The organism is Brochothrix campestris FSL F6-1037, from assembly GCF_000525915.1.
Taxonomy (GTDB): domain Bacteria; phylum Bacillota; class Bacilli; order Lactobacillales; family Listeriaceae; genus Brochothrix; species Brochothrix campestris.
Genome location: NZ_AODH01000035.1, coordinates 1 through 12,707 on the forward strand (window position 1 = coordinate 1; position 12,707 = coordinate 12,707).

Below are 12,707 nucleotides of genomic sequence, written 5' to 3' on the forward strand. Positions count from 1 at the left end.
TGGAATCATTCGAAGATTCATTCCAAAAGGAGTTCTGTCAGTGATGTAAGTGATCAACTTGTCCAAAGGATTCAAACATGGATGAATAATTTGCCACGTCGGATTTTAGGATTTCAAACACCAAAAGAGCTATTTTTAGAAGAAATTACAAAACTTCAGCTGTTCACAAATTAAAAAGTAAACTTACTATCATGATTCGGCACGTGGTGGCTAACTTATTCTTGCAATTCATGGTTTCAATATCTTCTTTTGACATTCTTCCGCTCAATGGCACATTAGCTTCTGTATATTGTACACTTCCGTTGACTACAAATGTGCCTATTGGAATACCTGTTAAAATACGATATTCTGGAACGTCTTCTTTATATCCCGAAAGTTCCCCATCTACCCATTTTAAAATTGTCTCATCTTGTAAATCTGTTAAAATAACTTTTAAACGAAGTAAAATCGTTTCTAAATTCCCTTCATTTTTCACAAAATCTTTTAGTAACTGACTTTTAGCCAATACTTACCCCCCCTAAAAAAGTTCTTCCATGGTTTGTTTTATATATTTATTTTTTATTAATAAATCGTACGGATGATTCTTTCTTTTTAAAGCCTGGTTCTGTGTCAGAAATTTTGAAAGAGTTGAATAATCCTTTAATAGCAATGAATTAAGCAACATTTCAGTAGGTGCGGTTTTATTGAATTTCACTACATTTTAATATCTTCGCACCTTAATACGTACCCAAAAATACATGTGAATCAGAACAAGACTACTTCTATAACCATCATTCATCTTAAACATTGCGTTTAACTTTCAACAAAAAAAACGGTTGGCAAGGATTTTTTTTCATTACTTTTTTTTAATTACCTAGCTTTATTTAAGAATACGTTATACTTGATACTTTTATAATATAAGAAACTATTGATAATACTATACCCTTTCCATCAATTAAAATTTCATTTCACGACAAAAAAAAAGCTATTTTGAGAAATATTAACCAATAGTAAAAATTATCATGCTATCTTTTGTATGTAATAAAAATTATTTAAAGGAGGGTGTTTCATCATGCACAAGGTAAAAAAATTAAACAATCAAGAGTTACAACAGATCGTGGGAGGTTACAGTTCAAAAGATTGTCTAAAAGATATTGGTAAAGGAATTGGTGCTGGTACAGTAGCTGGGGCAGCCGGCGGTGGCCTAGCTGCAGGATTAGGTGCTATCCCAGGAGCATTCGTTGGAGCACATTTTGGAGTAATCGGCGGATCTGCCGCATGCATTGGTGGATTATTAGGTAACTAGGAGGTTATATTTATGAAAAAAGAACTATTGAATAAAAATGAAATGAGTAGAATTATCGGCGGCAAAATAAATTGGGGAAATGTTGGCGGTTCTTGTGTTGGAGGTGCAGTAATTGGAGGCGCCCTCGGTGGACTAGGTGGAGCTGGCGGAGGTTGCATTACAGGAGCTATCGGAAGTATTTGGGATCAATGGTAAAAACTATACTATTTTCGGTTGTAATTTCATTCGTTGCATTATGTAACTTTTTAATAAAAAAAAGATGTGTCTTTCAAAAAAAAAAATTATTTTTAACAGGTTCTATTGCTGTCTTTCTAATTATCTATGATTTTCTATGGATTATATTCTCTAACTAGTACAAAGCTATATCTATATGTGTTAAATAATTATATAACAATAATATATATAATTATTTCATCTGCATCATATTTTATTTCAGGATACTTTATGATGCAGTTTGTATTATATGTCTTTTAAGCAATGGAATTATGATTCATTATTTTAATTTATGAGGTGATTATATTTGAAAAAAATATTCACAGGTATTTTAAGTATTTTTTGAGCATAATATTTGTATTATCATACTTTCCTCAAAATATTTATGCAGAAGAATCTAATGTCGTATTAAACGAAAAAGAAACACAATCTATTACCGATGTCTCAGCGGAACAATATCTATCAAATATACAAGGAATCAAAGCTCCTACAGGAAAGGAGTTACTCAACATTATGCACTCAGACGAAACCTATTTTCTATATATAGGTTATGAATCCTGTCCCTATTGTAGAGAATTTTCTAGAACCCTGTCCTCTTTTAAAACACAAAATTCATTTCCCATCTATTATGTTGATCTTGAAATAAACTATAGTACTGATTTATCATCTGAGGAATTTACTGAATTTAAGTTGTTTTTTGATAAAAAAATTGGAGCCTTGTATACGCCGACATTTGTACGTATCGAACACAAAACCCCAGTTTCCGGATTCATCGGCGGTAGCACAACTATACAACAATTACAAAGTATTAACAGCTAAAGCAAATAACAAATATATTTACTAAAATAAAACGTGATTAAAGAATTATCTTTTTGAGACGTTTTATTTTAGTTTTTTTACTTTAAGATTAAAATTAACGATTTTATGATTTTTTACACGTTTCTATCCAATTAAAGGTTATCCTTCTGATAAGAAATGAAATTTTCAGAAGGATGAGAATATTAAATGGAAAAATTTAAACTAATTAAACAACATGATGAAAAAGATTGTGGCGTAGCTTGCTTATCAATGATTTTAAATACGTATGGAACAAAAATTCCAATAAGCAAATTAAGAAATATGGCAGGAACAAATAGTCAAGGTACGTCTGCCCTTGGATTGGTGTGCGCGTTAGAAACATTGGGATTTGAAAGTGAAGTTTACCAGACTGATAGTACTATTTGGAAAGAAGAGTCCTTGATATTTCCCTTTATTGCTCATGTTGTCATAGATAAGTCATTTTTGCATTATGTCGTAATTTATGGATATAAAAATGGAAAAATTTTGTTAGCTGACCCAGCTAAAGGAAAGCTAACAAAAACTCCAGATGAATTTGGAAAAGAATGGACAGGCATCGTACTATCCACATCGCCAACACCTAATTATAAAGCTATTAGAGATAGCTCTCATGGATTATTTCATTATCTACCTCTGTTAAAAGAACAGAAAAAAATGATTATGGCTATTATATTTCTGTCTTTAGTACTAACTGGAATAGGAATCGTTGGATCGTATTACTTTCAAATTATTATAGATAAGATTATCCCATCAAACTCAATAAATCTATTATCTATCATCTCTATAAGTCTTTTAACTATTTATATAACACAAGCAATTTTACAATATATAAAACAATATTTCTTGATAAAACTTGGACAACGCTTAAGTTCTATAATCATGTTAGGATACTTTCGACACGTATTAAGACTACCTATGAATTTTTTTTCAACAAGAAAATCTGGAGAGATTATCTCTCGATTTTTAGATGCAACTAAAGTTATTGATGCTCTAGCAAATAGTACACTATCCCTTTTTCTTGATGTTTCAATGTTGTTAATAATTGGAGCCTCACTTTTTATACAGAATAACCTTCTATTTTTAATAAGTTTTACCACTGTACCCATATATACCTTGATAGTCTATGTTTTTATAAAACCCTTTAATCAATCGAACGAAGAACAATTAGAAGCTGGGGCAGTTCTTAATTCTCATATTATAGAAAGTCTAAAAGGAATTGAGACGATAAAATCATTTAATGCGACAGATCAAATATACAGTAATATAAAAGATCAGTTTCAAGATATGATGGTGAAATCATTAAAAAAAGAGAATCTGGATAACTTACAAGCAAATTTAAAAATGGCATTACAAGCTACTAGTACAACAATTTTACTCTGGATAGGAACATCACTTGTTCTTAAAGGACAATTGTCTATCGGGCAACTTATAACTTATAATGCGTTAATGGCATATTTTACAACACCTTTACAAAATATTATCAACTTACAAGTCAAAATCCAAGCTGCCAAGGTAGCAAACGATCGTTTAAATGAAATATTCTATTTAGAACAAGAACATTTATGCGAAGATTCCATATTAAGCCTGTCTACTAGCTGCATGGAAAAAAACTTAATTGATATAACAAACCTATCATTCGCTTACGGATTTGAGGAAAATGTGCTTAATAACATCTCATTCTCAATACTACCTAATGAAAAAATAGCGATTGTGGGAATGAGTGGATCTGGCAAATCAACACTGGCAAAATTATTAGTAAATTTTTACGAAACTCAAAGCGGCACTATCCATATACATGGAATTCCTATTCAAGAAATACCGAAAGCAACACTCCGAAATTCGATTAGTTATGTATCACAAGAAACCTTTTTCTTCAGTGATAGTATATATAAGAACTTAATTTTTGGATTAGAGTTAGAACCTTCTATGGAAGAGATTATTTGGGCATGTGAAATAGCTATGATTAGAGAGTATATAGAGAGCTTACCTCTAACTTACTTATCCGTTATTGAAGAAGATGCGAGTAACCTTTCAGGTGGGCAGAAACAACGGTTAGCTATCGCAAGAGCCTTATTAAAAAAATCTGACATAATCATTTTCGATGAAGCAACAAGCGGGTTAGATACACACTTAGAGTACGCGGTCATCCAAAACTTAATGAATCTAAAAAATAAAACTATTCTATTCATAGCTCATCAACTTTCAATTGCAAAAGGATGTGATCGAATAATCGTTTTGGAAAATGGAAAACTTGTTGAGTTCGGAACTCACGATCAACTTAGTGTTTCAAAAGGTACGTATGAAAAATTATGGAGAATGTTAACGATTGCATGAATGCAACTACCTAATTTTAATTTTTCTTGTTATAATTAAGATAAGTCTAATAACAGGATGTGGTTAAGATTATTTTTCTTGATTTAGTCTCCTACTTTTTTAAAGATTTTTTTGATTTGATTTTATTGTTCTTATTGATCCGTATTTTAACAAATATAAAGAATAAATCATTCTACGTTATTTTATCGGCGCTTATATTCCCCCTTACTTTACTTTCTGTAACAGACGTTCTAATTACCGGAATATCAATAACTTTTCTATTTGTTTTATTAAGAATAAAATCATGGAGTAAATCTTCAACTAGCCGAATTGATGAGCTAATTGGTTTTTTAATTTCTTTATCACTCTATGCAATTGCTCCTCTTCTCTCATCCATCATTGTAACCAGTTGTTTGAATCTGAAAATGGATTCTTTAGCGCAAAACGGATTGTTAGTAGTTAGTACAATGGTTGGATTAGATTGGTTATTTGCGATTGGAATTGCCTATTTAATAAAGAAAAAATTTTTTAAAAGGTTCTTTTCTTAATTCTGAAAAAAAAAATTTTTACAATACAGCTTGTAGTATTTTTAGCCTTTGTTTACTTATTCGCTGAAATATTGAGAAAAATGCAGGTCCTAGGTACACTTCAAAATATTATGGTTGGATTTTTATTTGCTCAATTTTCCTTTACTATGTTCCTAACCTATTTTTCTTTTAAAAAAAAATAGAGATAGAACTGAATTAGAAAATTTAAAAGAACAAATAGCTATGATGAATATTTATACAAAAGATATTGAAAGAAATTATCAAGAATTACAAAAATTCCGCCATGATTACAAAAATTTGTTGCTCGCTTTAAAAACAACTCAGAATACTTCAGAAATCAATCATCAGTATTTAAATAAAATGATAGAATATTCTTATCACATTATTGATACAAATATTATGCGTTTTTCTGATATTCAAAATATAAAAATACCTTCAATTAAATCACTGATAATTGCTAAGCTTTCACAAGCTAAACAGACTGGATTAACTATCACGTTTGAATGCTTATCGCCGATTAATAATATCAACTTTAATGAAGTCAAACTTATTCGTGTCTTAGGTATTCTTCTAGATAACGCTATAGAAGCTTCAGAAAAGTCACAACAGAAAAAAAATTACCGTTTTATTTATAGATTCACCAGACTCATTAGAAATTTCAATTGAGAACTCATACTTTGGAAACCTTGTAGATTTCTCAGCAATGAACAAAGAAGGCTATAGTACAAAAGGAAAAAATAGAGGCTTAGGCCTCTCAAATATTCAAGATATTCTCAATGAAAACAAACAAGTAGCATTCAATCACTATGCTGATAACGATATATTTGTTTCTATATTAACTATACGAAAGAGTGAGTAATTTGACACTACCAATTATTCTTTGTGACGATGACATTATTTTAATGTCTCACTATAAAACAATAATAACAAACTGGATTATGATTAACGATTACGATATGGAGTTAGTGTTATCTACCACTGATCCAGATGATATTTCCCTTTACATTTCTAAGAATAAGATAACCAATAGTTTATTCTTTTTAGATATTGACTTAGGAAATAGATTGGATGGAATAGACATTGCGCAACACATCAGAAATGAGAATGAGTTTGCACAAATTGTTTTTATTACCTCTCATCGAGAGCTGGCTTTAGAAACCTTGAAACGTCAAATATCTCCTTTGGACTTTATAGTTAAAGATGACAAAACTGAAAAAAAAACAAATAGAAAATATTCTGGATGGACGTCACACTAAAACCTTTATAGATCACAGTTCCAACAAGCAACATCTATCTTTTATGATAGGATCAAGAAATATTCGTATTGATGTTTCCTCTATTTATTTTTTAGAAACATCAATTACTCCCCATAAAATCATCTTATACGGGGATAATATTATGTACGAATTTTATGGTAAAATGAATGATTTGGAAAAAGAAAATAAAGAGCTTCTACGTGTTCATAAATCTTTTTTAGTTAATCCAAGCCACATCAAATCAATAGATTTCAAAACTCGTACAATTATCTTTCCAGAAGAATATATGTGTAACTTTTCTTTAGCAAAATCAAAATATTTAAAAAAGCTATAAATAATTTAGAAAAACAGTTTCATAAATCATCTATTGTATTTACATTTTTTCAACTCTGCTTAAATTACCGTCATCTAGTATTTGAGGATTGAATTTTGCTGTTTCACGATGTATAAAACACTAACTAATTAGAATTAGTTATAATTTTGTTATCAATAAAGGAGGGTATCAAATGCTAAAGAAAAAAACATTATCTCAAAAAGAATTGAAAACAATTATGGGAGGAACCCCTGGAGGCTTTGACTTTGTTACTGCTGGACCAAATGCTGCTCAAAACATTTTGAATTCTATTAGAAATTACTTTAAATGATATGCTTTGTCACCAAAAATTATATTGAGCATTTTTATCTACTCCAAATTTTTGTTAATATCTGAAAATACAAAAATAATTCAGTCAGTGGTAAATAAATCTATTATGTACTTTCTTTACCACTGATTAGATATGTATAGAGTGTGAGTAATTCATTTTAATTACTTCATACTCTATTTATCTAACCAATTATAGTAATCATCAAAAGTTGATTCCGCATATAGTTTCAATAGCTCTGGGTGTAAGAGTTGAAATACTTTGATTATTTCCTGGATGGCTGTTCTGAAATTTTATAAAGTTGAAAAACACTATAAAAGCGGGATTTACAGCAAACTTTTAAGGGAAATAGTTTCACTAAATTTTATTGAATTTTAGATACTCGTTACCACCGTTCGTAACCAAAAATAAATAAATTGCACATCAGAATATATACTTTCCATTAATATAAAAATTCAAATAAAGAAGTCAACAGCATTCTTTGCTGTTGACTTCTTTATTTGGGTTACTTGATTAGACATCTGTTTCTATCTTTCAAACCAATCATAATAATCGTCAGAAGTTGTTTCTGCATATAGTTTCAATAACTTTGGTCGTAGTGATTGGAACACTTGTATTAATTCATTTCCCCCAAAAAAAGTCGAGAAATGTTTTCCTGTCAATTCTTCAGACAAATCAGAAATAAGCTTTTCTGTTTCCTCTTCATTTGCAAGAATATTAATTAGCTTCCCAACAAGATATCCATCATCAAAAGAGATTTCTTTCTCTTTTAACGTTCCCTCGTAATAATTTTCTATGGCAGTCATAATCTTTTCTGTATCCCCATAGTCAAAATCTCTGGTTGCTTCGTAGTAACCCATTACTTCCGAGCTAAGGAAAATAGTCGCATCCTCTCTCTTACTCTCGTCTAAAGAGGTACGCTCTTTAAGATAAGTTAATGCTAGCCCTTGAATATGCTCTCGTAATAACTTAGAATGGATTTCCGCATAACAATCATCAATAAAGCCTTCTACTGGATAACCAAAATCCGTTTCCCATCCCGTATTTTTAAAGTCTCCAGTTAAAAAGTCTTCTTTCATTTTTAATGGCACCTCAGGATGATCCTTTAATAATGCTTCTTGTCCTCGTACCAATAAATAGGCTTGAATATACTCTTCTATTTCACCAAAATAAAACCAGCCAACTGGTTTACCACTAAGCACTGAAACCTTCTCAACAACTTCTAATGGAGCTAAAGAATACCCTCTAACATACGAGTTAATCGTTGTCTTAATTAGCCCCAAGCGATTGCCATATTCACTAAAAGAAAGCCCTAGTTCATCCTTCACTTCTCTCAAACGGCTTCCAACCTGCTCTTTATTCGGTTTTAATAATCCAAACATTTCCAGTTCCTCCTGCGTCATTTCATGGTATCTAACAATATTTTGTAGTAGCTCATAATTGATTATAGCACATCGTATACATTTTCGTATATATTTTTCTCGAAAAAGTATTGACTACGTATATAAATTCGTGTATGATAAATTTGTAGCGGTACCCTACAAAAAAAATTTAACCAAATCGTGTATAAAAACGTGTAAAGAAAGAAAGAACCTGCATGGCAGTAAAAATTAATGATCTAACATTACCAAAAGAAAAACTAGAAACAGAGTATCAAGTTGTTCAAGTCTCACGGTGGCAAAAAGACGGCGAAGTGCTTGGCTGGACGTATGAATGCGTACTTCCAAAGTTACGATTTGAAAAAATCAGCGTCAAAGTTAAAAGCGAAACTCCTGTAATCACTAAAGACGCACTGGATGAACAAGGAATGGCAATCATTCGATTTGACAACCTCCTGATTACGCCTTGGGGACGTGTAAATGGGCAATTTGTTAGCTATGGATTAGCCGCTGTTGCCAACAAAGCCACACTCATTCCAAATAAATGACCGAATATTTCACCGCTCATGACGTGTTAGAAAAAGTAGAGGGGTTAAATTCCCTCTCTACTTTGAACAAGTGGGCGAATTTTATCCAAAAAAAATGTGATTACCAATTCCACTATGATTATATTCGTTTTGCCAGTCACACCAGCACCAAAAAAAACATCAATCATCGCAAAACTAGAATGTTTACAGTAGAAGAAATCCAAAAGTTTCAAAAAGTAGTTGAATTGATTCCAACACTTGGCAGAGACAATTCTTTGCGGATTTTTTTTGATAAGAAGCATCATTTAGACGCCATGAAGCATAGTGATCTAATGACTGAAATCATCAAGCAAGTTGAAGTAAGGTTGAAAACTAGAGAAGAATCATTCCAAACCTTAACACAACAGGTTCAACGATTAGAAAGACAATATCAAGCATTGGAACAACGCTTCATTCAGCTTGAGGAAGTCCCCGCTACACAGGAGCAAACTTCCAGCGGGTGGTTTCGACGGAAGCGGTAGAGCTATCAAAGCTCACGCCGTTTTCCGCTCGAAAATCAACCACATGATGGATGATTGCTCTGGAAGAAAGGCGCAGACTTTCTTCCTACTTAACTTGATTTATAGAACACTATCTGGCGAAAAAACAAAAGGGTTTATAAAAATCGTTCTTTGATAATTAAATACTAAATAAGAACACTCAATTTCTATCGGTAGGAGTGATTACGATTGCTACATGGATACAATCAAAAAATCATTGAAACTCCTACGTACATTGAAATTTGGGAATATGAACAACCAATACTAGCAAAAAAGAAAAAATTGTGAATGATGAAAAAAAAAGAAAAACCTGACTGGTTGAAAAATACAAAATACACATTTGATGAATTAACTGCAAAAGGACAATATGATAGCCTAAAGAGAAAACAAAAACATTATAAAAGCCAACGCTTTGCCGTTGCCCGATTAATTGATACAAACTTTGATAACCAAACTAAATTCTTAACACTAACCTTTAAAGAGAATATAACGGACATATCTTATACAAATAGTGAGTTTAAAAAATTTATGAAACGACTTAATTATCAACTATACAAAACAAAGAAATCCCAAATCAAATATTTGGCTACGTGGGAGAAACAAAAACGTGGTGCTATTCACTACCATATTGTCTTATTCGAATTTCCTTACCTACCTCATTCACAACTTGTTCAAATTTGGGGACATGGAATTATAGGAATCAATCGAATTGATGTTGATAGCGCTGAGAATAGAGGTCGATATGTGAGTAAATATTTCGATAAAGATTTAGAACTAAAGGAACATAAGAAAAAAAGCTTTCTTCAAGTCTCAAAATCTAAAGAAACCTATTGAAACTAAAAAGCTCACAAATAAACCTTATGAAGTAAAAAATCAAGAAATACTATTTACAAACAATTATGTAAGGAAAAGTCCTGTCTTCTTTCAGAGTTGGGATGAACAAGGTGCCCCTCGTAAAGAAATGGGCTTTGAAGAACAAAACGTTCGCTATACGAAAATAAAAAAATATGGAGGAACACATAAATGAACGAACTCACTATTTTATTGTCTGACTCTCAAAAGAAAGGGTTACAGGAAACAATCCACCAGCTATTAGAAATTGAAATCACACAATTTCAAACTGATTTAGGATTAAATAAGCGATATCTTAAAAAGCTACAATTATGCCAATATCTCAATCTTTCCAATAATACTATTTATAAATTAATTATAGAAGGACTACCTCGAATTAATATCAATGCCGTATTGCTTACAAAATTCAACTTTATCGGCAACCATGTTATCTAAAGCCATCATCGCGCCTTGCCATGAAGGTCCTTCTAAACCTACATAAATGCCTGTAATAATACGCGAATAAATATCAACAATGGCATAAACTACAGGCCTACCAATAATTCGATTTACATCAAAAGAACTCACTAAATAAATATCTGCAATCGTTGCGTCAATTTGAAAACGTGTGCCTGGTCCATTTGTTTCAACCTCAGAATTACTTAATAAGGGACGATGCTTTAGATCGTATTCTTTTGCACTTTTGCGAAATTCGATGTCCTTCTTAGGGTCTTCCAATTTCTTAAACCAATAATAAAACTGGTGGTATGATGGAATTCGATTCGGCTCCCAAATACGGTAATGGATTTCTCCGTTTTCTTTATAGCGGTCTGAGTAAAAGTCCCGCAAAATAAATCCATATACGTCCTTTAATGAATAGTTATTTGCTTTACGGTAATATTTATTTATCACGTGTTCAAATTGCGTTTTAATCTCATCTGTAATGTTAATGCCACTTCGATACTCTCCATTAACTGTCACCCTACGTGGACGTCCTACTTTTTCAGCACTTAATTTTTTTGTCTTACCTCGACCACCTGAATTTGCATAATCAGGAAGCATCGCGTTTTTATTCATGCCACGCTGCCAATACCGGCTGAGTAATTTTTTTTACCTTCGTTTTTCCTAGTCCACTCTGTTCTGAAATCTCTCTAATTTTCGCTTCGCGTCCTTGTTTCTTCAAAAGCTCATTCATATTTGGTAGTAAATACTTTTCAACCGTTTCCCAATCTTCATCACGCTTATTTTTTTGTATAACCGTTAATTCACTATCTGGGATTGCTCTCGCAAATGGATCGGTCACTATAAGTAAATCCCCTTGATTAAGCTCTAATTCTAAATGACTGTATAGCTCTCTTTTTGGCATAGCGCTTGTTGTATCGATGTTTACGACATAGACATAGGATTGTTCAATTTCAATAATGCGAATGCGCTGTGAATCAGCTGTGTACTGCAATACTTGGTTAATATAAATCATCCGTACTTCACCTTCTTCAGCTTGCTTTCATCAATTGATTGAATAACAAGTGGTTGCTCTACGTTTAGCGGTTCTAACATATCAATTCGAATTGTTTTCGTTGCGAGTAAATGATAAAACAATGTCATTCCACTACCTAAAGGCAAATGCGTATCCCTATCAAATGCATTCGTAATAGCTCGAATACTTTCATCATTCGTTAAAAGGCGCTGTAATAATGCCATAGACAAGTCTTCGATATACTGACCGCTTAAGCTTTGAAAAGCGTCATAATGCTCAAGGCTGTAATAATCATGAATATAGCTAATATTTCTCGCCATTTCTTTCGGGATTTCTAGCTCCGTTACAATGCCCCAATCAATTTGCCTTCTTTCCCAATACACACGTTCAATCTCAAATTTCTCAATGACACGTTCTTTTAATAGCTCGTCCTTCATTTTGATTGTTCTAGCAAGTTCAACAAGCCCTTCACCTTTATCTACGGTTAATAAAAAATCTGTTGTCATCACAATAGGCTCATGCGTTTTTGGGTCTGTAGGATGTTTAATTCCTAACTCATCTGCAATGACAATTGTTTCTTCCAACGGTAGTAAAGGAAATTGCTCTCGAATATCAACAACAAAATCTGAGTATTCAGTTAAATAAAAGTGGTTTCGTTCCAAATCTGATAGAAATTCATGCTGTCTGTTTGTTTTAATGCCTTTTAAACGTGTGGAACGCCCTTTTGAAGCAACGTCTTGAATGTTTAGCCAAGGTTTATACTCAGAGCCAACGCCAGAACCGCGACCTTCTTTAATCCACTTTTCGATTTTAGATGTTCTTGCTCGTTTAGACATAAAAAACACCCCTTTAGACAAATAT

Annotated in this window: 16 protein-coding genes and 1 pseudogene; 13 read left to right on the forward strand and 4 right to left on the reverse strand. The window is 32.1% G+C overall.

The window, feature by feature from the left end; genetic code table 11:
* Window positions 1–163: 163 nt before the first annotated feature.
* Window positions 164–505: an AbiTii domain-containing protein gene (locus BCAMP_RS07840; RefSeq protein ID WP_051456970.1), complete on the reverse strand. Its 342-nt coding sequence runs from the start codon at window positions 503–505 to the stop codon at window positions 164–166.
* A 546-nt stretch (window positions 506–1,051) separates the two neighbouring features.
* Here BCAMP_RS07840 and BCAMP_RS07845 point away from each other — a divergent pair.
* The 10 genes from BCAMP_RS07845 (at window position 1,052) to BCAMP_RS13550 (ending at window position 7,096) form a co-directional block, all read left to right on the forward strand.
* A complete protein-coding gene (locus tag BCAMP_RS07845; RefSeq protein WP_035314901.1) occupies window positions 1,052–1,285 on the forward strand; it encodes a Blp family class II bacteriocin in 234 nt (77 codons plus the stop codon).
* Window positions 1,286–1,297: 12 nt separating this feature from the next.
* The gene (locus BCAMP_RS07850) at window positions 1,298–1,480 is read left to right on the forward strand and encodes a Blp family class II bacteriocin (protein WP_035314902.1); all 183 of its coding nucleotides are present in this window, start codon (window positions 1,298–1,300) and stop codon (window positions 1,478–1,480) included.
* A gap of 315 nt (window positions 1,481–1,795) precedes the next feature.
* Window positions 1,796–2,317, forward strand: coding sequence for a PedC/BrcD family bacteriocin maturation disulfide isomerase (locus tag BCAMP_RS13125; protein WP_198015744.1), 522 nt, complete (start codon window positions 1,796–1,798; stop codon window positions 2,315–2,317).
* 186 nt (window positions 2,318–2,503) lie between these two features.
* Entirely contained in the window at window positions 2,504–4,669 is a 2,166-nt protein-coding gene (locus tag BCAMP_RS07860) for a peptide cleavage/export ABC transporter (protein WP_035314903.1), read from the forward strand.
* A 59-nt stretch (window positions 4,670–4,728) separates the two neighbouring features.
* Complete coding sequence (locus tag BCAMP_RS13875; protein WP_198015745.1) at window positions 4,729–5,196, forward strand: hypothetical protein; 468 nt, start codon at window positions 4,729–4,731, stop codon at window positions 5,194–5,196.
* Between the two features lie 222 nt (window positions 5,197–5,418).
* Entirely contained in the window at window positions 5,419–5,862 is a 444-nt protein-coding gene (locus BCAMP_RS13880; protein ID WP_198015746.1) for a GHKL domain-containing protein, read from the forward strand.
* Window positions 5,852–6,055 (forward strand): GHKL domain-containing protein, encoded by a 204-nt coding sequence (locus tag BCAMP_RS15080; protein ID WP_408605187.1) that lies wholly within the window; start codon window positions 5,852–5,854, stop codon window positions 6,053–6,055. The genes BCAMP_RS13880 and BCAMP_RS15080 overlap by 11 nt, the downstream gene beginning before the upstream one ends.
* A gap of 1 nt (window position 6,056) precedes the next feature.
* Entirely contained in the window at window positions 6,057–6,452 is a 396-nt protein-coding gene (locus BCAMP_RS13890; protein ID WP_198015747.1) for a response regulator, read from the forward strand.
* Between the two features lie 43 nt (window positions 6,453–6,495).
* Entirely contained in the window at window positions 6,496–6,786 is a 291-nt protein-coding gene (locus BCAMP_RS13895; protein WP_232217954.1) for a LytTR family DNA-binding domain-containing protein, read from the forward strand.
* Between the two features lie 172 nt (window positions 6,787–6,958).
* A complete protein-coding gene (locus BCAMP_RS13550; protein ID WP_156921188.1) occupies window positions 6,959–7,096 on the forward strand; it encodes a bacteriocin in 138 nt (45 codons plus the stop codon).
* 524 nt (window positions 7,097–7,620) lie between these two features.
* Here BCAMP_RS13550 and BCAMP_RS07875 read toward each other — a convergent pair.
* On the reverse strand, window positions 7,621–8,475 hold the full coding sequence (locus BCAMP_RS07875; protein WP_035314904.1) for a helix-turn-helix domain-containing protein: 855 nt from the start codon (window positions 8,473–8,475) through the stop codon (window positions 7,621–7,623).
* Between the two features lie 215 nt (window positions 8,476–8,690).
* On the opposite strand from BCAMP_RS07875, the gene BCAMP_RS07880 reads away from it, so the two are divergent.
* From BCAMP_RS07880 to BCAMP_RS07890, 3 genes are all read left to right on the forward strand, one after another.
* Complete coding sequence (locus BCAMP_RS07880) at window positions 8,691–9,020, forward strand: hypothetical protein (RefSeq protein ID WP_035314905.1); 330 nt, start codon at window positions 8,691–8,693, stop codon at window positions 9,018–9,020.
* A gap of 23 nt (window positions 9,021–9,043) precedes the next feature.
* Entirely contained in the window at window positions 9,044–9,520 is a 477-nt protein-coding gene (locus BCAMP_RS07885) for a hypothetical protein (RefSeq protein ID WP_232217952.1), read from the forward strand.
* Between the two features lie 306 nt (window positions 9,521–9,826).
* Window positions 9,827–10,372: a rolling circle replication-associated protein gene (locus tag BCAMP_RS07890; protein ID WP_232217953.1), complete on the forward strand. Its 546-nt coding sequence runs from the start codon at window positions 9,827–9,829 to the stop codon at window positions 10,370–10,372.
* Window positions 10,373–10,768: 396 nt separating this feature from the next.
* On the opposite strand, the pseudogene BCAMP_RS07895 reads toward BCAMP_RS07890, so the two are convergent.
* Together BCAMP_RS07895 and BCAMP_RS07900 are read right to left on the reverse strand one after the other, a co-directional pair.
* Window positions 10,769–11,846: pseudogene (locus tag BCAMP_RS07895) on the reverse strand (Mu transposase C-terminal domain-containing protein); the annotation flags it as partial.
* Window positions 11,843–12,682, reverse strand: a complete 840-nt coding sequence (locus BCAMP_RS07900) for a heteromeric transposase endonuclease subunit TnsA (protein WP_035314907.1) — start codon at window positions 12,680–12,682, stop codon at window positions 11,843–11,845. The gene BCAMP_RS07900 and the pseudogene BCAMP_RS07895, both read right to left, overlap by 4 nt.
* Window positions 12,683–12,707: the final 25 nt, after the last annotated feature.